At 70.2% G+C, this 18,720-nt stretch carries 16 protein-coding genes; 9 read left to right on the top strand and 7 right to left on the bottom strand.

Going from position 1 to position 18,720, the window contains the following annotated elements; all coding sequences use genetic code 11:
• Positions 1–32: 32 nt before the first annotated feature.
• Both AAEX60_RS10105 and AAEX60_RS10100 read left to right on the top strand, forming a co-directional pair.
• Complete coding sequence (locus tag AAEX60_RS10105) at positions 33–2,741, top strand: S8 family serine peptidase (protein ID WP_342103203.1); 2,709 nt, start codon at positions 33–35, stop codon at positions 2,739–2,741.
• A 181-nt stretch (positions 2,742–2,922) separates the two neighbouring features.
• Entirely contained in the window at positions 2,923–4,254 is a 1,332-nt protein-coding gene (locus AAEX60_RS10100) for a flavin monoamine oxidase family protein (RefSeq protein WP_342103201.1), read from the top strand.
• A gap of 89 nt (positions 4,255–4,343) precedes the next feature.
• Here the strand turns inward: AAEX60_RS10100 and AAEX60_RS10095 are convergent, their stop codons facing one another.
• The gene (locus AAEX60_RS10095) at positions 4,344–4,961 is read right to left on the bottom strand and encodes a TetR/AcrR family transcriptional regulator (RefSeq protein ID WP_342103198.1); all 618 of its coding nucleotides are present in this window, start codon (positions 4,959–4,961) and stop codon (positions 4,344–4,346) included.
• A gap of 158 nt (positions 4,962–5,119) precedes the next feature.
• Between AAEX60_RS10095 and AAEX60_RS10090 the strand changes: the two genes are divergently transcribed.
• Entirely contained in the window at positions 5,120–7,246 is a 2,127-nt protein-coding gene (locus AAEX60_RS10090) for an MDR family MFS transporter (protein ID WP_342103196.1), read from the top strand.
• A 314-nt stretch (positions 7,247–7,560) separates the two neighbouring features.
• On the opposite strand, the gene AAEX60_RS10085 is transcribed toward AAEX60_RS10090, so the two are convergent.
• The 3 genes from AAEX60_RS10085 to AAEX60_RS10075 form a co-directional block, all read right to left on the bottom strand.
• Complete coding sequence (locus AAEX60_RS10085) at positions 7,561–7,899, bottom strand: P-II family nitrogen regulator (RefSeq protein ID WP_342103195.1); 339 nt, start codon at positions 7,897–7,899, stop codon at positions 7,561–7,563.
• Complete coding sequence (locus AAEX60_RS10080) at positions 7,896–9,266, bottom strand: ammonium transporter (RefSeq protein WP_342103193.1); 1,371 nt, start codon at positions 9,264–9,266, stop codon at positions 7,896–7,898. Before AAEX60_RS10080 ends, AAEX60_RS10085 begins: the two co-directional genes overlap by 4 nt.
• Positions 9,267–9,392: 126 nt before the next feature.
• Entirely contained in the window at positions 9,393–10,289 is an 897-nt protein-coding gene (locus AAEX60_RS10075; protein ID WP_342103191.1) for a hypothetical protein, read from the bottom strand.
• A 100-nt stretch (positions 10,290–10,389) separates the two neighbouring features.
• On the opposite strand from AAEX60_RS10075, the gene AAEX60_RS10070 reads away from it, so the two are divergent.
• Positions 10,390–11,418: a hypothetical protein gene (locus AAEX60_RS10070; RefSeq protein WP_342103188.1), complete on the top strand. Its 1,029-nt coding sequence runs from the start codon at positions 10,390–10,392 to the stop codon at positions 11,416–11,418.
• A 91-nt stretch (positions 11,419–11,509) separates the two neighbouring features.
• Here the strand turns inward: AAEX60_RS10070 and AAEX60_RS10065 are convergent, their stop codons facing one another.
• On the bottom strand, positions 11,510–11,995 hold the full coding sequence (locus AAEX60_RS10065; RefSeq protein ID WP_342103186.1) for a SixA phosphatase family protein: 486 nt from the start codon (positions 11,993–11,995) through the stop codon (positions 11,510–11,512).
• Positions 11,992–13,023 (bottom strand): TRM11 family SAM-dependent methyltransferase, encoded by a 1,032-nt coding sequence (locus tag AAEX60_RS10060; RefSeq protein WP_342103183.1) that lies wholly within the window; start codon positions 13,021–13,023, stop codon positions 11,992–11,994. The genes AAEX60_RS10065 and AAEX60_RS10060 overlap by 4 nt, the downstream gene beginning before the upstream one ends.
• Positions 13,024–13,276: 253 nt before the next feature.
• Between AAEX60_RS10060 and AAEX60_RS10055 the strand changes: the two genes are divergently transcribed.
• Positions 13,277–13,762, top strand: coding sequence for a fluoride efflux transporter FluC (locus AAEX60_RS10055; protein WP_342103180.1), 486 nt, complete (start codon positions 13,277–13,279; stop codon positions 13,760–13,762).
• Positions 13,759–14,118, top strand: a complete 360-nt coding sequence (gene crcB / locus AAEX60_RS10050; protein ID WP_342103179.1) for a fluoride efflux transporter CrcB — start codon at positions 13,759–13,761, stop codon at positions 14,116–14,118. The genes AAEX60_RS10055 and crcB overlap by 4 nt, the downstream gene beginning before the upstream one ends.
• Before the next feature lie 374 nt (positions 14,119–14,492).
• Here the strand turns inward: crcB and AAEX60_RS10045 are convergent, their stop codons facing one another.
• Positions 14,493–15,056 carry an inorganic diphosphatase gene (locus AAEX60_RS10045; protein WP_342106418.1) on the bottom strand — a complete coding sequence of 188 codons (564 nt, stop codon included), beginning with the start codon at positions 15,054–15,056 and terminating at the stop codon, positions 14,493–14,495.
• A gap of 66 nt (positions 15,057–15,122) precedes the next feature.
• Between AAEX60_RS10045 and dacB the strand changes: the two genes are divergently transcribed.
• The 3 genes from dacB to hpt all read left to right on the top strand — a co-directional run bounded on the left by dacB (position 15,123) and on the right by hpt (position 18,180).
• Entirely contained in the window at positions 15,123–16,568 is a 1,446-nt protein-coding gene (gene dacB, locus AAEX60_RS10040; RefSeq protein ID WP_342103175.1) for a D-alanyl-D-alanine carboxypeptidase/D-alanyl-D-alanine endopeptidase, read from the top strand.
• A complete protein-coding gene (gene tilS / locus AAEX60_RS10035) occupies positions 16,556–17,536 on the top strand; it encodes a tRNA lysidine(34) synthetase TilS (protein WP_342103173.1) in 981 nt (326 codons plus the stop codon). Before dacB ends, tilS begins: the two co-directional genes overlap by 13 nt.
• Before the next feature lie 92 nt (positions 17,537–17,628).
• On the top strand, positions 17,629–18,180 hold the full coding sequence (hpt, locus tag AAEX60_RS10030; RefSeq protein WP_342103172.1) for a hypoxanthine phosphoribosyltransferase: 552 nt from the start codon (positions 17,629–17,631) through the stop codon (positions 18,178–18,180).
• The last annotated feature ends 540 nt before the right edge of the window (positions 18,181–18,720 follow it).

Genomic DNA, 18,720 nt, shown 5'->3' with positions numbered 1-18,720 from the left:
CTGCCCACCCCCACTCAATGATGAGGAGAACCATGCAGCACCGACGCAGGGTCCTGTTGAGCGGCCTGGCCGCCACGGCACTGGCAACCTCCTGCCTGGCCGCCGTGCCCACCGCAGATGCCCAGAATGTTGATCTTGGCCGGATGTCCGACTACATCAAGGCCGCCGGTGGCGGCGGCGAGGACTTCGTGAAGGACCGGTGGCTGGTCCGGGTGCAGGGCGCCAGCCTGGCCGACGGCGGCAGCAGCGCCGGCGTCGACGCCGCCCAGCAGGCCGTCGTGAAGGCCGCCGCCTCCAAGGGCGTGAAGATCAAGGGCCAGCGCAGGTACTCCCGCACCTTCAACGGCATGGCGGTCACGCTGGATGCCAAGCAGGTCACCAAGCTGGCGTCGGTCAAGGGCGTCACCGGGATCTATCCCGTCGTCCAGGTGGACCGGCCGGCGCAGAAGGGCACCGAGCCCAACATTGCCCACGCCGTCAGCCTCTCGGGTGCGGGGATCGCGCGGGATGACCTGGGCTATGACGGCCGGGGCATCAAGGTCGGTGTGATCGATTCCGGGATCGACATCGACCACCCGGACCTGGGCGGCAAGGGCACCAATGGCAGCACCGCCTTCCCGAGCAGCCGGGTGAAGTACGGCTACGACTTCGTCGGGGACAAGTACAACTCCAAGATCCCCACCTCCGTCCCGGTGCCCGACGCGGTCCCGGACGACTGCGGCGGCCACGGCACCCATGTGGCCGGCATCATCGGCGCCAACGGCAACACCGCCAAGCAGGGGGTCAAGGGCGTCGCCCCCAGGGTGACCTTCGGCGGCTACCGGGTCTTCGGCTGCGAGGGCAGCACCAGCTCCGAGGTGATCCTGGCCGCAATGGAGCGGGCCGAGGCCGACGGCATGGACGTGGTCAACATGTCCCTGGGTGCCGACATGATGACCTGGCCGGACTACCCGACGGCCACCGCCTCCGACGCTATGGCCAGGCGCGGCACCATCATGGTGGCCTCGGCCGGCAACTCCGGCGAGACCGGCGTCTTCAGCGGCGGCGCGCCCAGCGTCGGCAGCCGCACCATTTCCGTCGCCAGCTATGACAACACCCACCTCACCCAGCGCGTCGTCACGCTGGTGGGCACGGACAAGAAGATCGGCTACGGCACCGCCTCCCCGGCGCCGCTGCCGCCCACCAGTGGCCAGCTGCCGGTGGTCAGCCTGGGCGCCCCGGGCACCCCGCAGGCCCAGGGCTGCACCGCCTACACCGACGAGCAGAAGGCCAAGTTCGCCACCCCCGCCGCCGCATTGGTGCAGCGCGGCAGCTGCACCTTCTATGAGAAGGCGCTCAACGCCCAGCAGGCCGGGGCGAAGGCCGTCGTGCTGTACAACAACCAGGCCGGCACCATCAATCCCAGCGTGGAGGGCGCGGTGCCCATCACCGTTCCCGTGGTGATCATCAGCCAGGCCGACGGGACGGAGCTGGCCACCCACACCAATCCGGTGATCGAGTGGACCAACCAGACCATCTCCAGCAAGGATCCGGCCGCCGGCCGGGTGTCCAGCTTCTCCAGCTGGGGCGTCGCCGCGGACCTCAGCCTGAAGCCTGACCTGGGTGCCCCCGGTGGCAACATCTGGTCCACCTATCCGCTGGAGAAGGGTGGGCACACGTCGATGTCCGGCACCTCCATGGCCGCCCCGCACACCGCGGGCGCCGTCGCCCAAATGCTGCAGGCCCGGCCCGCGCTCAAGGGCCGCCCGGAGAAGGTCAAGCAGTTGCTGATGAACACCGCGGTGCACGATGCCGCGTGGAGCCTGAACCCGTCGCTCGGGCTGGCCGAGCCGGTGGCCCGGCAGGGCGCCGGCCTGATCCAGGTGGACCGCGCGATCCTCACCCAGCAGAGCATCACCCCGTCGAAGATCAGCTTGGGGGAGCAGCGGGCCAAGCCGGTGAACACCACCCTCACCCTGCGCAATGACTCGCGTCGCCCGGTGGTCTACACCCTGACCAACCAGACGTCGATCGGCACGCTGGGCACCAGCGATCCCGAGTTCGACCTGCTGGACGCCCAGGTGACCATGCCCAGCCGGGTGGTGGTCCCACCGCGCGGCAGCAAGAAGGTCACGGTCCGCATCCAGGCCCCGGCCGACGCCCCCAACGGCTACCTTTACGGCGGCTGGATCGTCGCGAAGTCCGCCACCGGAGCCACCCTGAACGTGCCCTACGCGGGCATGGCCGGGGACTACCAGCGGGTCGATGTGCTGCACGCCCCCGGCTCCAAGGCGCCCTGCCTGGGCCTCGTCGTGGACAAGACGCCCACCTGCCACGACGTGCAGACCGGGCACAGCTTCTCGATGGCCGAGGGCGACCAGCCCACGGTGGTCTTCCGGATCGAATACCCCGTCGAGCGCTTCCAGATCCTGGTGCACAAGGCCAATCCCGACGGTAGCAAGGGCGACCTGCTGGGCACCGCGCTGGAGCTGGAGCACAACGGGCGCGAGGCCGGTGACCTGGCCTGGGCCTGGGACGGCACCTACCTGACCACGGGCAAGACGCCCTACCTGGCCCGTGCCCAGGCCGGCGACTACATCTTCGAGCTCAAGGCGCTGCGGGCCCTGGGCGACGAATCGGTGACCGAGGACTGGCAGAGCTGGACCAGCGAGCGGTTCACCGCGCGCTTCGACGCCGCCAAGCCCGACGTGAACAGCGCCGCCGTGGTGGATCCGATGCAGGTCCAGCACTCCCGGAGGTGACCATTCGGCCCTGAGCAGGGGCACTTCCAGACAGCACAAGCTCATGGCCTTGGCAAGGGGTCTCACCATCAGGTGGGACCCCTTGCCCATGCTCCGGGCAGGCCGCCCCCGCCGAATTACCACGCGCAGGGGGCAAGTAGAGTCTGCAGCAGATGTCAGACGGGTGATCCGGGAGGTCACGATGCTGGATTGTGTAGTGGTGGGCGCCGGATTGGCCGGTCTGAGTGCGGCAACCAAGCTGGTTGCCGGCGGGCGGGATGTGCTGGTGCTGGAGGCGCGGGATCGCGTCGGTGGACGGCTGGAGAATGTCACCGCCGAAGGTGCCGTGCTGGAGATGGGTGGGCAGTGGCTCTCCCCGTCGCACACCCGGATGTATGAGCTGGTGGAGCAGTTTGGCCTCAGCACACTGGACCCCACCGACGGCGACATCGTGGTGCGGGTGGGCGGTTCCTCCCGCAAGGTGCCCACCAGCAATGAGATCGAGCAGGACCTGTCCCCCTTCGAGATGGCCGACCTCGGCCAGGGGCTGTTGCGCTTCCGACGGCTGGCGGAACGGGTGACCAAGGACGCCGCCTGGGTGGACGCCAACCGCAAGTGGCTGGAGCAGAGCGTCAGCACCTGGGTGACCACCAACCTGCGCACCCCCGGCGCCCGGGCCTGGTTCGGCCGGGTCTTCGACTCCGCGATGGGCGTGCCCGCCGACGACACCACGCTGGTGGAGGGCCTGCACCGGGTCAACAACGGGGTGGACATGGAATCGCTGATCGCCGTCAACGGGGGCGTGCACCAGCAGCGCGTTGCCGGTGGCGTGGTGCAGATCTGCGAGCTGCTGGCCGAGCCGCTGGGAGACCGGGTACAGCTGGGCAAGATCGTGCGCGCGGTGCGGCAGGGCAGCGATTCGGTGACCCTGACCCTGGACGACGGCACCGAGGTGGAGGCCCGCGACGTGCTGATCACTCTGCCGCCGCGCCTGGTCTGCGGACTGGAGTTCACCCCGGCGCTGCCCGCCTGGCGCGCCGAGACGGCGCAGAAGGTGCCGGCCGGCAATGTGATCAAGGCCGCGCTGGTCTACGAGGCCCCGTGGTGGCGCCGCGCCGGTCTGTCCGGCCAGCTGGGTTCCGACGAGGGCGCCATGCGGGTGATCTTCGACAACTCCGGCCCGCACGACAAGCACGGCGTGCTGATGGGCTTCTTCGAGGGCGATTCCAGCGTCGGCAAGCGCTCCCAGTTCCTGCGCCAGCGGGCAATGGAGGAGACCATCAAGACCGCCTTCGGCGCCGAGCATCCGGCCCCGATCGCCTACGTGGACCGGGACTGGTCCGCCGAGGTCTTCACCGGCGGCTGCCACGGCGCGCACTTCGCGCCCGGGGTCTGGACCACCTCCGGCCCGGCCCTGGCCGCCAGCGAGGGGCACGTGCACTTTGCCGGCGCCGAATATGCCCGCAAGTACAACGGCTACATGGAGGGCGCGGTGCGCTCCGGCGAAGAGGTGGCCGCCCAGCTGCTCGGCTGACCGCCCCCATCCTGCATCTGTTCTCAGTGGACACTGTCGGCAGGTGGGCTCCTGGGGGCAACTGCAGGAGGTGGGCTGGGGGGCAGGGCTCAGCCGGCGTAGACCGCGTCGTGGGCGTCCAGGATCTCGTGCAGCAGCCGCTGGACCTCCTGCGGGTCGTCGCCCATCACCGACGCCAGCCGGACCGCGTTCAGCGCCGTCACCCCCATCATCCGGGAGCGCCACGGTGCCAGTTCCGGGTGTCGGGTCTCCGCCCGGGCCACCAGGGCATCCAGCAAGCCGGTCTCCAGCGCCCGCTGGCTGCCGATCACCAGGTGCGCGATGTCGGGGTGGGTGGCCATCAGGTGGCGGCGCTTGCGCCACAGGTCCTCGTCGTGGACCGTCAGGACGGCCAGCCGGTCGGCCACCAACCGGGCACTGTCCCACAGTGACTCCTCGTCGGGGCGCTCGCTGAGCAAGCGGGACACCTTCTCCACGATCACCTCGGGCACGCCCATCAGCGCCCCCTCCTTGGTGGGGAAGTAGTTGAAGAAGGTCCGGGGGGAGACGCCGGCGGCCTGGGCGATGTCGTCGGTGGTGACGCCACCCAGCCCGCGCTCGCTGACCAGCTCGATTGCGGCGCGGTGCAGGGCATGGCGGGTCTGGCGCTTCTTGCGTTCCCGCAGCCCCTCGGCCTCGCCCAGACCGTCGGTCAGCTCCTCGGACACAGCGCTCCTCACTCAGGTTCCCGGATACGGGAATATTTTGCAGTATCTGCAAGTTTTTGTCACACTGGATGGGTCGCGCGACCTCGCCGCACCAACGGCACGACGGATTCCTCAGCGACCGCCATCCCTCCGCATCCGCTGCACCACAGGAGTTCTGCATGTCCACATCCACCACACCGAGGGCCGCCGCCGCGGGCACACCGGCCGACGACGAGGTCTTCGACGGCCTCAGCCCCCAGAACAAGCGCATCTTCATCGGCCTGATGCTGGGTATGTTCGTGGCCTCCATCACCCAGACCATCGTCGGCCCGGCCATGCCCCGGATCGTCGCCGAGCTGGGCGGGATGGACCACTACTCCTGGGTGGCCACCGCCACCATGCTGGTCAGTGCCATCACCACCCCGATCGTCGGAAAGCTCTCGGACCTCTACGGCCGACGCACCTTCTACCTCGGCGGTCTGCTGGTCTTCATGCTGGGTACCCTGTTGGCCGGCCTCACCCAGAGCTTCGCCTTCCTGATCCTGGCCCGCGCCGTGCAGGGCCTTGGCACCGGCACCCTGATGCCGCTCTCCCAGACCATCATCGGCGACATCATTCCGCCCCGGCAGCGGGGCAAGTACCAGGGTCTGATGGGCGCCGTCTTTGGAATGAGCTCGGTGGCCGGGCCGCTGGCCGGCGGCTTCATCACCGACCACTGGGGCTGGCGTTGGCTCTTCTTCGCCTCGCTGCCGGTAGGCGTGGCCGCCTTCGGCGCCATCTTCCGCTTCCTGCACCTGCCGCACGAACGTCGCGACGTCAGCATCGACTGGGCGGGCATGACCACCCTGGCCTTCGCTCTGGTCTGCCTGCTGCTCCCGACGTCGATGGGCGGCACCACCTGGGCGTGGAGCAGCCCGCAGGTGATCGGACTATACGTGGCCGGCGTGGTGCTGACCGCGGCCTTCATCCTCGTCGAACGCAAGGCCACCGAGCCGGTGATCCCGCTGCGGCTCTTCCGGAGTTCGCTGTTCACGCTGAGCAATGTGGCCGGCTTCTTCATCTCCATCCTGATGTTCGGCGCCATCATCTACATCCCGGTCTATGCGCAGGGCGTGCTGGGGGTCTCCGCGACGAATTCCGGCCTGATCCTGATGCCGATGAACCTGGCCCTGATCGGCCTGTCCATCCTCGGCGGGCTGCTGGTCAGCCGCACCGGCCGCTACAAGGAGTTCATGCTGGGCGGCGTGGCCATCATGGGCCTGGGCTACTGGCTGCTCACCCGGCTGCACGTCGGCTCCTCGCAGGGGCAACTGACCCTGGCGATGACCGTCTTCGGGATCGGGCTGGGCCTGTGCATGCAGCAGTACACCCTCGCCGTGCAGAACACGGTGGCGCGACGGGATCTGGGCGTCGCCACCGCGGCCACCCAGTTCTTCCGCAATGTCGGCAACACCGTCGGCATCGCCGTCTTCGGCACCATCATGACCACCCAGATGAAGACCGCCATCCCCAAGCACCTGCCACCGGAGCTGGCCCAGAAGATGCAGGCCAGCGGCACCCAGGTCTCCAGCGGCGACGTACTTGACCCCGACGCCCTGGCCGCGATGCCGCCGGTGGTTGCGAATGCCATCCGCGCCGGGCTCAGCGATGCGCTGCACATCGTCTTCGTGGTGGGGGTCCCGCTGACCGTGCTGGTCTTCCTGATCAGCCTGTTCATCAAGGCAGTCCCGCTGCGCGACACCGTGCACACCGCGGACCAGGCGGGCGCCGAGCTGCTGGACACCATGGGCAATTCCAGCGGCGGTGACCCGCGGGTCCCGCTGGGCCGGTTGGGCGGGCGCACCCGCTCCGGCGAGCGGCTGCTGGGCCTGCAGCTGGACCTGCTGGCCCGTCAGGCCGAGCGCGAGGACCGCCCGCTGCTGCGCCAGGCCATCGCGGACCTGGGCAAGGGCAACTACCACGATGGAGCCTGGATCCTGGCGCAGACCGCACAGATGTTGACCAGTGAGGACGCCAACCAGGTGGCCGAGCTGGAGAAGTACGGCGCTGAGGTGGCGCACCTGGCCGGCCGCAAGGGTGGCGTGCTGGGGGCACAGCTGCGACAGGACCTGGCGGTCCGGGTGGCGGAGGTGACCGAGGCCAGCCGGGAGCAGGTGCTGTCCGGCGCCGAGCCCACCGTGGCCGACCGGTTCGAGGCCGTCGACATCAACAAGTTGCGCCAGGCCAGTCACGACCTGACCAATGCCTTCCTGGTGGACCTTTACGATCATCCGACGCCGGTGGTGGAGCCCCGTCGCGCCCTGTGACGCGGTTCTGGTGCTTCGCTGCCCATGAGTACCAGCGGACCACCACAACAAATGCGGCAGGTCAGTTGCCCAAGTTTCGGAGTCCCGCGGGATCCCGAAACCGGGTCAACTGACCTGCCGCATTTGTTGTGGGTCAGCCGGGAAGCCCCCGTTGGCAGCGTCCCGAACCGCCTGGCGGGAGCCCCTCAGGCGCCGACCGACTCGGGGAGAAGGGTCTGGACACAGACACGGTCGGGCCGCCGCGGTTGGGAACCCAACCACGGCGGCCGCCCTCGACAGGGAGGAACCGCTTGTGGGGCCCTGGGTCGGATCCCTCAAATGGCGGCTTCGCCGCGTTCCCCGGTGCGGATCCGGACCACGTCGGCCACCGGGGAGATCCACACCTTGCCGTCCCCGACGCTGCCGGTGCGGGCCGCGTCGCAGATCACCTTGACCACGGCCCAGGCCTCGTCGCCGGCGCACAGGATCTCCAGCTTCACCTTGTCCGTGAAGTCGATGGTGATCGCGTCACCGCGGTAGACCTCGGTGTGGCCGCGCTGCCGGGCATAGCCGGAGACCTCCGTCAGGGTCATGCCGTTGATGCCATGCTGGTGCAGGGCAATCTGCACCTCGTCGACGGCGTCGGGCTGGATGATGGCGGTGACCAGGTTCATGCCGGCACCCCTTCCTTGTCGGTGTCTTCGATGGTCTCGGCAGCCTCCGGGGCCGGCAGCCTCGGTAGGACGATGGACTTGCTGTAGCTGGAGTACTGCACCCGGGAGAGGTCGTAGCCACTCTCGGCGTGTTCGGCCAGGTCGATCCCGGCGCCCTCGGCCCGGGCGTCGACCCGCAGGCCGATCATCCGGTCCAGCGCGACGGCCAGCAGCAAGCTCAGCAGCAGGCTGTAGGCCAGCACCGCCGCGGCGCCCAGCGCCTGCCGGCCCAGCTGCTCCAGCCCGCCGCCGTAGAACAGGCCCGCGGCACCGTCGGCCAGGGAACCCTTGGCGAACAGCCCGGCGGCCAGGGTGCCGATCAGCCCGCCCGCCAGGTGCACCCCGACGACGTCCAGCGAGTCGTCCAGCCCCACCCGGTACTTCAGCCCGATCGCCAGGGCGCAGCCAGCGCCGGTCAGGGCGCCGATCGCCAGCGATCCCAGCGGGGTCACCACCGAGCAACCGGGGGTGATCCCCACCAAGCCGGCCACGATCCCGGAGGCCGCGCCCAGGCTGGTGGCATGGCCGTCGCGCAAACGCTCGGTGACCAGCCAGCCCAGCATCCCGGCGGCGGCCGCAGCCAGGGTGTTCACCCAGACCATCGCGGCCAGGCCGTCGGCCGCCAGGGCGGAACCGGCATTGAAACCGAACCAGCCGAACCACAGCAGCCCCGCGCCCAACATCACCAGGGTCAGGTTGTGCGGCCGCATCGGGGTGGTGCGGAAACCGATCCGCGGGCCCAGCACGATGGCCAGCGCCAGCGCGGCGGCGCCGGCATTGATGTGGATCGCGGTGCCACCGGCGAAGTCGAAGGCCTTGACGTCATTGGCGATCCAGCCGCCGTGCGTCGCCATGAAGCCGTCGAAGGCGAAGACCCAGTGCGCCGCGGGGAAGTAGCAGACCGCAGCCCACGCGGCACTGAAGGCCATCCAGGCGCCGAACTTCATCCGGTCTGCCACCGCGCCACTGATCAGCGCGACGGCGATCACCGCGAAGGCGGCCTGGAAGCCGGCGAAGGCGAAGGCGGGGATCTGGTGCCCCTCGGAGCCCACCGTCGCGTCGAACAGGCCACGCATCCCCGCGAACTGCAGCGGATTGCCCATCAGCCCGTGCCAGGAATTGCCGAAGGCGACGGAGAAGCCGAACAGCACCCAGAGCACGCCGACGATGCCCATGCTGACCACCGACATCATGATCATGTTGAGCACGCCCTTGGAGCGGACCATGCCGCCGTAGAAGAAGGCCAGCGCCGGGGTCATCAGCAGCACCAGGGAGGCGCTGATCAGCACCCAGGCGGTATCGCCTGCATTGATCTCGATCAGGTTCATGCGGACCACAGTGCCCAGCCGGAATTTCGACGTTGTTGTGCCGGTGTTACAGCTGGGTGACCAAAATGGGCCGGGTGTTTCGGGCAGGTTTCGGCGCGTTGGACAGCGGGCTCAGCAGGGGTGGGCTCAGCAACGGCGGGTCGGCTTGGCCAGCGCCGGCGGGGTGGCCGCCACCTGGCGGGCCAGCTGGGTGTTGATCCGGGTGCCGGTGGCGAAGCTCACCCCGCTGACCGCGATCACGACGGCCAGCCGCTGCCCCTTGACGTCCACCACGCCCATTTGGCGCACCAGGTAGCGGCCTTGGCGGTCCGGCCCCCAGCCGCCCTTGAACCGGGCGCCGCGGATGGTGCCCAGGCCCCAGCGCTGGTCGGCGCGGACCTGGCCCATCAGCGCCAGGGTGGCGGCCGCATCGCGACGGCAGGGCAGGGAGGCGGTGAACCGGGCCTGGTTGGTCGGGCCCCAGGGGGTCTGCCCGAAGATGGTGTAGCCCGGCCGTTTGCGCACCGACGGCACGATGGTGCGCCCGGCCCCGTCCTGGATCACCCGGGTGGTGGCCGCGGCGGCCTGAGCATTGGTGCCCAGGGACCGGAAGAGCGCTTCCGCGGCGGCATTGTCCGAAGCGGTGATGGCGGCCCGCATCCGGGCCCGGGTGCGGGCGTCGCGCGGGTACCTGCGCTGGGCGGCGATCGCCACCGGCACCTTGGCGGTGGACCATGCCGGGCCGTTGCTGAACGTGCCGGTGCTCCAGGGCGCCTGACGGGAACCGACGGGCACCACTGCCACGGCGATGTGGGCCCCGTGCTGACGTTCCAGACGGCGCACCAGGGCGCTGATCTGCTGGCCGGTGGGTGCCTCGGGGAGGGCTTGCGGTGCGGCGGTGCGCGCGGGCGGAGACGACCCAGCCGGGGAGCCGACGGCCGGCGTCGCGGCGGCAGATGTCAGGAACCCGCCCGTGATGGCACCGCAGAGCAGTAGCGTGACTGATTGAACACCGCGACGTCGGGGTGGCTGGGACGTGGTCATGGCTGCTCCCGATCTTGTGCTGGGCAGGGCGGCCCGGCGCGGCCGCGGTTCAAGTCAAGCAGGTGGGCCGGGTCACGAAGGCCCGGGAGACGGAGGCGGGATGTACTGCGCGCGCTGCGGCCGTTCGGTGGGGGCCGGCGACGACGTCTGCCCCGGCTGTGGAGCAGAGCTGTGGGAGTCGGGCGCGCTGCGGATGACCTCCGCCCGGGAGCCGGTGCGGAACTTCACCGACGTCTTTCCCGAGGCCACCAATCCGCCGCGGGTGACGCTGTTCACCGTTTCTGACCGGCCCGACGCGCTATCCGGCGGCACCAGTGGCACCGGTTCCCGGCCCGACGGCGGTGAGGCCCCGGGCCGGGCTGGGGAACCGGCCGCGGCCGGGGTGTCGGAGCCAACCGTAGGGCTGCCCCCGGCGGACAGGTCCATCCCGTCCGGGTCCTGGGCCGCCTTCGACCGGCTGCGCTCCCGCCACGCAGCCCCCGACCGCAGACCGGCCATGGCCGGTACCGCGCTGCGCAGCACCGGCAGTGCGCCTCAGCAGCATGGGCCGGACCTGCGTCAGCGCGGCGCCGGACTCCTTGACCCGGCCGCCAGGGGCGCCGCGATCACGTCGCTGCCCGCCCTGGCGCAGGTCACCACCCGGGCCCGCACCGCCCAGGACAGTCTGGCGCTGCACCGTCGCAACCAGGTGGTGATGGCGGTCTGTCTGTTGGCCGTCGCCCTGGCCACAGCGATGATGGTCTACGGCGCCCGGTTGATCCAGCGGGTGGACGCGTTCAAGCTCTCCCCGGTGGGTGGGGCGGCCAGCAAGGCGCGGGTGGTGAAGAAGAAGGCCACGGTGGCCCCCACCCCCACGCCCACGCCGGAGGTGGAGGAGGACACCACCAACCGGGCCAGCACCCTGCCGGGATCGGCCAAGGAGTGCACCACCACGGTGGGGGCCAGTCAGGCCACCTCGTGTGGTCTGGCGACGGCGGTCCAGAAGGCGCTGCCCAGGAAGCCGTCGGGCAGGTTCACGGTCACCGCGGTCAGCCCGGTCAGTGGCACCAGCTATGACTTCACCTGCTCCGCGGACCGGATGGTGGTCTGCTCCCGCGGCAACACGGTGCGGGTCTACATCTTGTACTGAGCCAAACCCGTCGGGGTCTCGACGGGATCGGCCCTCGCCGTCGCTGATGACCGGCGCCGGGGCGTCGACGGCCGCGTGGTTGGTGGTGCGCTCAGACCCGGCGGATTCCGGCCAGCTTCAGGCTCCGGTCGCCGGTCAGGTCGGCCCAGCTGCCCTCCAGCGTGAAATGGCTGAAGGCCCCGGTGGGGAACCAGCACAACATGTCGTCGGCGGCCGACGGGTCGGCGGCCCAGGTCAGGTCCGCCGCCAGCGACGGGATGGCGGGGGAGTGGGCCACCACCAGCAGGCCGGTCACCTCGTCCTCGATCTCCCCGATCCGCTGCACCAGCGTCCCCGCGCCGCAGTTGTAGAGCGCGTCCATGTACTCCACCGGCGCGCCCAGGTTCAGGCAGTCGACGGTCTCCCGGGTGCGCACCGCCGAGGAGCACAGGATCCGCTGGATCCCCAGCCCCGCCATCTCCTGCCCGGCCAGCGCGGCCTCCTTGCGGCCGGTTGCGCTCAGCGGCCGCCCCTTGTCCCCGGTGACCGCCCAGCCCTCGGCGGCGGCGTGCCGCATCAGCACCAGCGTGCGGGTCATGAGTTCTCCTCCTGCTTCACCGCAACCATCAGGTCCCGGTTGATCGATGCGTCGACGCGGTGCGCGAAGCCCCGCCACGGCTCGCCGTCCTGCGGCGCCAGATGGTTGGCCCGCATCAGGTCGGCCAGGTCCTCGCGCGAGAGGCCATAGGTGTTCCAGCTGATCCCCAACGCACCGCCCGGCTTGAGCTGGCTGGCCCACACCGGCAGCGCCTCACCGATCAGCCCGGCCGGGGACCGGTCCCGCTTGCCCGCATGGCCGCGCACATCGGTGGCGTGGTGGGCGCCGTGCACGACGCCATAGGGGGCGTCGGTCACGATCGCGTCGAACTTCTTCTTGCCGTACAGGGCCTGCGAGGTGCGAGTGTCGCCGGTGAAGATGGTCAGGTCCAGCCCCTCGTCCTTCAGCCGAGCGTCGAAGCGCTTCCCCAGGGACTTGCCCTCCCGGCGCACCGGCGTGATCTCGGCGGTGTGCTTGATCCGCTTGCGACGCAGCCAGGTCTTCAGGTAGGCGGCCCCCTGCTCGACGGACTTCTCGTCCCCCTCGACGCCGTAGCCGTGGTGGCCCAACAGCCACGCGGTCAGCAGGGTGGTTCCGCGGCCGCACAGCGGGTCCAGGATGGCCAGCGGGCCCTGCTGCGCCTTGGGGTTCAGCGCGGTGTCGATGCTGGCCAGGGTGACATTGACCAGCAGCCGGGTGAACTGCTCATTGGTCTTGCCCGGGTACTTGGGGATGGTGACCAGATCATCGTCCAGGCTGAGCGCCGACGGCAGTTCCAGCGGGCGCAGCAGGTCACCCTCGACGCCGAACAGCGCCAGGGTGGCGGACTGGCGGGCGATGGTGGTCAATTCCGCGGGGCCGAGCTGGTCGGCGTCGAAGCCCAGGTAGCCGACGCCGGCGACGGTGGTGGGGGCCACCCGGGTGGTGAAGGGGGCGCTGATCGCCAGCTCACCCGCGGCCAGCTCGGCGGACTCCCCGGCATAGACTCGGTTGGCGGACGGGGCCAGCAGCATCAGATGATTGGGCACCGCCCAATCCTCCCACGAGCATCCGCGCAGGCCCAGCCGAGCTGGGTGCCCCGTGACCTGTCCCGACTCGAACCGCCCGACCCAACTGCCCAGACCTGAGCCGTCCTGACCCAGAGTGTCCTGCCACACCCGCTCCGCCTGGGCTGTCCCGCCCGCGAACCGCCCAGTCAGCAAACACCCAGTCCGGAAACACCCAGTCCGAAAACACCCATCCCCGAAGGAGAGTCAGCCCGATGCCGGAGGTGAGATGCCCATGACGGCCCAGCCCACGAGCCATCCCGCGGTGGACCCGGACGTCGACCACCTGGCCTGTGCTCGCCCCCTGCACCTGCGTCCGCGTTATCTCTACGTCGTCTTCGTCGGCGGGGTGCTGGGCACGCTGGCGCGTTGGTCGGTGGCCGAATGGCTGCCGGTCCGCGACGGGTGGCCGGCCGGCACCCTGGCCGCGAACCTGGCGGGCGCCTTCTGCCTGGGGCTGCTGCTGGAGATGCTGCTGCGGCTGGCCCCCGACGAGGGGTGGCTGCGGCTGGCCCGGTTGCACTTCGGCACCGGTTTCCTGGGCTCCTTCACCACCATGTCGGCGCTGGCCACCCAGACGGTGCTGCTGGCGGATTCCTCCCGGGCTGGTCTGGCCCTGGGCTACCTGGCCGTCAGTCTGCTGGGTGGGGTGCTGCTTGCCTGGGCGGGGATGCTTACCGGGGCCTGGCTGGCTGCTCGCCGGATGGGGGCGGGGGCATGAACTTGGTGCTGATGGCCGTCTGCGGCGGTCTGGGTGCGGTGGCCCGCTTCGTGCTGGACGCGACGGTGCGCGCCCGCCATGCTGGCCCCTTCCCATGGGGCACGCTGCTGGTGAACGTGGTGGGTTCCTTCTTCCTGGGCCTGCTCACGGCGGCGGTCCTGCGCTCCGGCGTGGACCCGGGCCTGAAACTGGTGCTGGGTACCGGCTTTTGTGGTGGGTTCACCACCTTCTCCACCGCCAGCGTGGAGGTGGTGCGGCTGGTCCAGAACCGTCGGGCCGGGCTGGCCCTGACTTACCTGCTGGGTGGCGCCACGGCGTGCCTGGCCGCCGCCTGGCTGGGTTTCTGGCTGCCCTGATGCTCGGGCCGGATCAGGCAGCCGATCTGGACGCATGAGCAATACGGCCTCGATAGGCTCGGCCGGCTTGGTTGGGGCAGGCCCGGCCAGCGTGATCCGGCCTGGCCGCCGTGCTTGGGTCGGGGCGTCTGCCGTGGTCGGTCAAGCCTGCCAGTGTGCCCGGGTCGCACCGACACCCCGGGGCGGCAGTTCGGCGGGGCTGGGCCACCATCGTCGGTGGAGAGTTCTGCTTCCCGCTCGGGTGCCCCGACCAGCGGGCAAACAGAAGGGTCCGCCCCGAGGGGCGGACCCGTTCAGTGTTCAGCGGCGCGGGAGTGCTCCAGCGCACCCCCCGTGCGACTCGCCACATTGCGAGCGTGCCTGTTGTGCTGTGTTCAGTGCGAGACGTAGACGGTGTGGTGCTCGTAGGCCGTCCCCTTGGCGCGCTCGAAGGAGGCAACCACTTCGGCCTCCGCATTGGCGCGGCCGGTCCAGGTGGCACCCTCCACCGACTTGCCGGGCTCCAGGTCCTTGTACACCGTGAAGAAGTGCTCGATCTCCAGCAGCATGTACTCGGGCACGTCGGTGATGTCCTGCAGGTGGCCGCGGCGCAGGTCGGCCGTCGGGATGCACAGCAGCTTGTCGTCGCCGCCCATCTCGTCGGTCATCCGGAACATCGCGATCGCCCGGCACTCGATCAGGCAGCCCGGGAAGGTGGGCTCGTTGCCGATCACCATGGCGTCCAGCGGGTCGCCGTCCTCGCCCAGAGTGCCCTCGACATAGCCATAGTCGTAGGGGTACTGGGTGGAGGTGAACAGCGTGCGGTCCAGGCGGATCCGGCCCGTGTTGTGGTCCATCTCGTACTTGTTCTTGGTGCCCTTGGGGATCTCGACGGTCACGTCGAAGGTCACGCCCGGCGGCAGTCCGTTGAGGTTTGGCTTCACGAAGTCATCTGTCACGGTGAGCTCTCTCTATGATTGGGGCACCTGAACATTCCGTACACTACCGCCAAACAGGGGGCGATCGTGAGCCCACAGCAAGGTCAACAAGGGCCCGTCAAGGGCCACGGTGTCCTTGGTTGGGTGGCGACGGCCGTGGTGGTTGCCCTGCTGGCCGTGGCGGGCGCCGTCTGGTGGCGCCCGGCGCTGTACGCCAGCGGCCTCTGGGTCAACGGCGGGTCACCCACTGTTTCCCCGACGTTCTTCGACGATCCGTCCCAAAACCCCTCGCCAGAGCCGGGTCAGGCGGTTGAGCGGGGGGCTGGGGTGGCCCCCTCCGCGGCGCCGGCGTCGGCCGGGAAGGACATCGACAAGCAGGCCCTGGCCAAGGCCCTGTCGGCCATCCCCACGGCCGCGATGGGCACCACCTCCGGCGTCATCCTCGACGCCCGGACGGGTGCCGAACTGTGGACCAGCCGCCCCCAGACCGGACAGATTCCGGCCTCGACACTGAAGCTGCTGACCTGCCTGGCCGCACTGAACGCACTGGGGCCGGACAAGACCTTCACCACCACGGTGCAGCAGGCCAGCCCCGGCAAGATCATCCTGGTGGGCGGCGGCGACCCCTTGCTCGCTTCCAAGCCGGCCAGGGCCTACCCCTTCCCGGCCACGACGCAGGATCTGGCGAAGCAGACGGCGGCGGCGCTGAAGAAACAGGGGGTCAGCAAGATCAGCCTCGGCTATGACGACTCGCTGTTCACCGGCCCCAATTGGCACCCCAGCTGGCCGCAGGGATACCACGACCAGGTGACCACGATCAGCTCGCTGTGGATTGACAAGGGCAAGCCCGACGAGAAGTCCGCGCCCAGCCTGACCCCGGCGCAGACCGCCGGCACGGTCTTCGCGGCCCAGCTGAAGGCGGCCGGGATCACCGTCGTCGGCACTCCCGTGAAGGAGTCGGCTTCCGCCCACGCCCGTCAGCTCGCCGCGGTGCAATCCCTGCCGGTCTCCACCCTGGTGCAGGAGACCCTGGTGCACTCGGACAATGCGGCGGCCGAGGTGCTGCTGCGCCACATCGGCCTGGCTGGTGGCAAGGGCGGCGGCTTCACCGGTGGCGCCCAGGCGGTGCTGGGCCAGCTGGCAGCGCTCAAGATCAACACGGCAGGCGCCAAGATCACCGACGGCTCCGGCCTCAGCCGCGGCAATGTGCTGCCGGCCGTCACCCTTGCCCAGGCCCTGCGGGCGGCCGCCGTCACCCCGAAGTTGCGGCCGGTACTGGAGGGGCTGCCCGTCGCCGGGGTCAACGGCACCCTGCACACCCGCTTCTACAATCCCGAGGCCGCGGCCGGCCGGGGCTGGGTCAATGCCAAGACCGGCACGCTCAGCAAGGTCTCGACCCTGGCCGGCTACACCCGCACCCGCAATGGCCGCGAGGTGGTCTTTGCCTTCATGGCCAACAATCCCACCCAGGAGTGGGAGGTCCGAAACTGGCTGGACCGGATGGCGGCCACGCTGACCGGGTGCACCTGCTGATGGCTCGGCGTGCTTTGGGCCCCGCCCAGCTCAGCCTGGTGCAGGCCGTGCGTCCTGTGCTCGAGCAGCTCGGCGGCAGGCTGGTGGTCGGTTGCTCCGGCGGTGCCGACTCGCTGGCGCTGACCGCCACCCTGGCCCATCTGGCCCCGCAGGCGGCCACGGCGATCGTGGTGGACCACGGGCTGCAGGCGGGCTCCGCCGAGCGAGCTGCCAGCGTGGCCGAAGAGGTCCGGCGAATGGGAATCGAGGCCCGGGTGACCCGCGTGCTGGTGCGTGAGCAGGGCCAGGGGCTGGAGGCGGCCGCGCGGGAAGCCCGGCTGGCCGCGCTGCTGGCCGACGGGCAACCGGTCTGGCTGGCCCACACCCTGGATGACCAGGCGGAGACGGTCTTGCTGGGGCTGGCCCGTGGCTCCGGCTGCGCCTCCCTGCAGGGAATGGCGCCGATGCGCCGGCACGACGGTGGCCCACTGGTGGTGCGTCCGCTGTTGGGGGTCCGACGGGAACAGACCCGGGCGGCGTGCGCCGAATGGGGTCTGGAACCCTGGGATGACCCGATGAATGCCGACCCCCGCTTCCGTCGGGTCCGGGTGCGTTGTGACCTGCTGCCCACCTTGGCTGACGTCCTCGGCCCCGGTGTGACCGAGGCCCTGGGCCGTACCGCGGACCTCGCCCGGCAGGACAATGACCTGCTGGAGCGGCTGGCCGCCGATTCGGCGCGGGACCTGGTCCGCGGCGACGAACTGGATGCCGTCGGCCTGCTGCACCTGCACCCCGCGCTGCGCGGCCGGGTGCTGCGGGCCTGGCTGCTGGACCGTGGGGTCCCGGCCCCGACGATGCAGCACGTCCAGGCCGTCGCCGCCCTGGTGGAGCAGTGGCGCGGTCAGCGCGGCGTGGACCTCCCCGGGGGGATCAGGGCCCGTCGATCCGGTGGAGTGCTGGTGGCGGGGCCCAAGGCCGTGGGGAACTGATGACCCTTGCTCCGGGCGGACCTGGCCAGCCCCAGTCCCGGCTCGTCCTAGCCGGCGCATGATGCAGCAGGGGTCCCGGCTAGGCTGGCGTCGTGGATGCCGCGCAGATTTCCGATGACCTGACCAAAGTCCTCTACACCGCCGACCAGGTGCAGGGACGTATCACCGAGATGGCGGCGCAGATCGACGCCGACTATGCCGGTCGCGACGTGCTGCTGGTGGGCGTGCTGAACGGCGCGATCATGGTGATGAGCGACCTTTCCCGCGCCATGACCAGCCACTGCACGATGGACTGGATGGCCATCTCCTCCTACGGTTCCGGCACCAAGAGCTCCGGCGTGGTGCGGATCCTCAAGGACCTGACCACCGACATCTCCGGCAAGCACGTGCTGATCGTCGAGGACATCGTGGACACCGGTCTCACCCTGAGCTACCTGGTGCAGAACCTGAAGAGCCGCGAGCCCGAGACCATCGAGGTGGCGGCGATGTTCCGCAAGCCGGAGGCGGTCACCGCCCCCGTCGAGGTGAAGTACGTCGGCTTCGACATCCCCAATGAGTTCGTCGTCGGCTACGGCCTGGACTACGCCGGCAAGTACCGCAACCTGCGCGACGTCGGCACGCTGGCCCCGCACGTCTACAGCTGAGACGACGGTCCCCGGGCCCGGAGATGATCCCCGAGCCTGTCGAGGGGACTGCGTCCATGGTCCCCGAGCTTGTCGAGGGGCTCTGTGGTTGCGTTTTGGTGCTTGCGACGCGTGAGCGGCGGGGACGATGGAATGGGCGACCTTCCAAGACTCTGTCTCTCGTGGCACCGTGCGCTGTGGCCGGGGCAACCTTCAGCGCCCTTTCCATCGTCCCCGCCGCTCACGCTTGGCGTCGGACTCGCGACGGTGGGTGGTCGACTCCCGCCAGACTCGGAGGATCGCTCCGCGACCCGTCCTCGTCCGACGTTCGCGCCACATTGACCTGCGTTTCCACCGGGCGAGGACGGGCCACGAAGTGGCCCTCCGAGCCTGGTGAGAGCCGACCCCACACAGGTGACTTCACAGCAGAGCGTCCGGGGGGGGGGGGGGGGGGGGGGGGGGGGGGGGGGGGGGGGGGGGGGGGGGGGGGGGGGGGGGGGGGGGGGGGGGGGGGGGGGGGGGGGGGGGGGGGGGGGGGGGGGGGGGGGGGGGGGGGGGGGG

The sequence above is a fragment of the Luteococcus sp. H101 genome, from assembly GCF_038433155.1.
Taxonomy (GTDB): Bacteria; Actinomycetota; Actinomycetes; order Propionibacteriales; family Propionibacteriaceae; genus Luteococcus.
This window is presented reverse-complemented; position numbering and strand designations above follow the sequence as displayed.

Excerpts from the sequence above, each read along its gene's own strand:
- AAEX60_RS10065 (WP_342103186.1), bottom strand. The coding sequence starts at position 11,995 with ATGACCCGCACGCTGGTGCTGATGCGGCACGCCGCCGCCGAGGGCTGG.
- AAEX60_RS10100 (WP_342103201.1), top strand. The coding sequence starts at position 2,923 with ATGCTGGATTGTGTAGTGGTGGGCGCCGGATTGGCCGGTCTGAGTGCG.
- AAEX60_RS10090 (WP_342103196.1), top strand. The coding sequence starts at position 5,120 with ATGTCCACATCCACCACACCGAGGGCCGCCGCCGCGGGCACACCGGCC.
- AAEX60_RS10080 (WP_342103193.1), bottom strand. The coding sequence starts at position 9,266 with ATGAACCTGATCGAGATCAATGCAGGCGATACCGCCTGGGTGCTGATC.
- AAEX60_RS10055 (WP_342103180.1), top strand. The coding sequence starts at position 13,277 with ATGACGGCCCAGCCCACGAGCCATCCCGCGGTGGACCCGGACGTCGAC.
- AAEX60_RS10105 (WP_342103203.1), top strand. The coding sequence starts at position 33 with ATGCAGCACCGACGCAGGGTCCTGTTGAGCGGCCTGGCCGCCACGGCA.
- AAEX60_RS10070 (WP_342103188.1), top strand. The coding sequence starts at position 10,390 with ATGTACTGCGCGCGCTGCGGCCGTTCGGTGGGGGCCGGCGACGACGTC.
- crcB (WP_342103179.1), top strand. The coding sequence starts at position 13,759 with ATGAACTTGGTGCTGATGGCCGTCTGCGGCGGTCTGGGTGCGGTGGCC.
- AAEX60_RS10075 (WP_342103191.1), bottom strand. The coding sequence starts at position 10,289 with ATGACCACGTCCCAGCCACCCCGACGTCGCGGTGTTCAATCAGTCACG.
- AAEX60_RS10085 (WP_342103195.1), bottom strand. The coding sequence starts at position 7,899 with ATGAACCTGGTCACCGCCATCATCCAGCCCGACGCCGTCGACGAGGTG.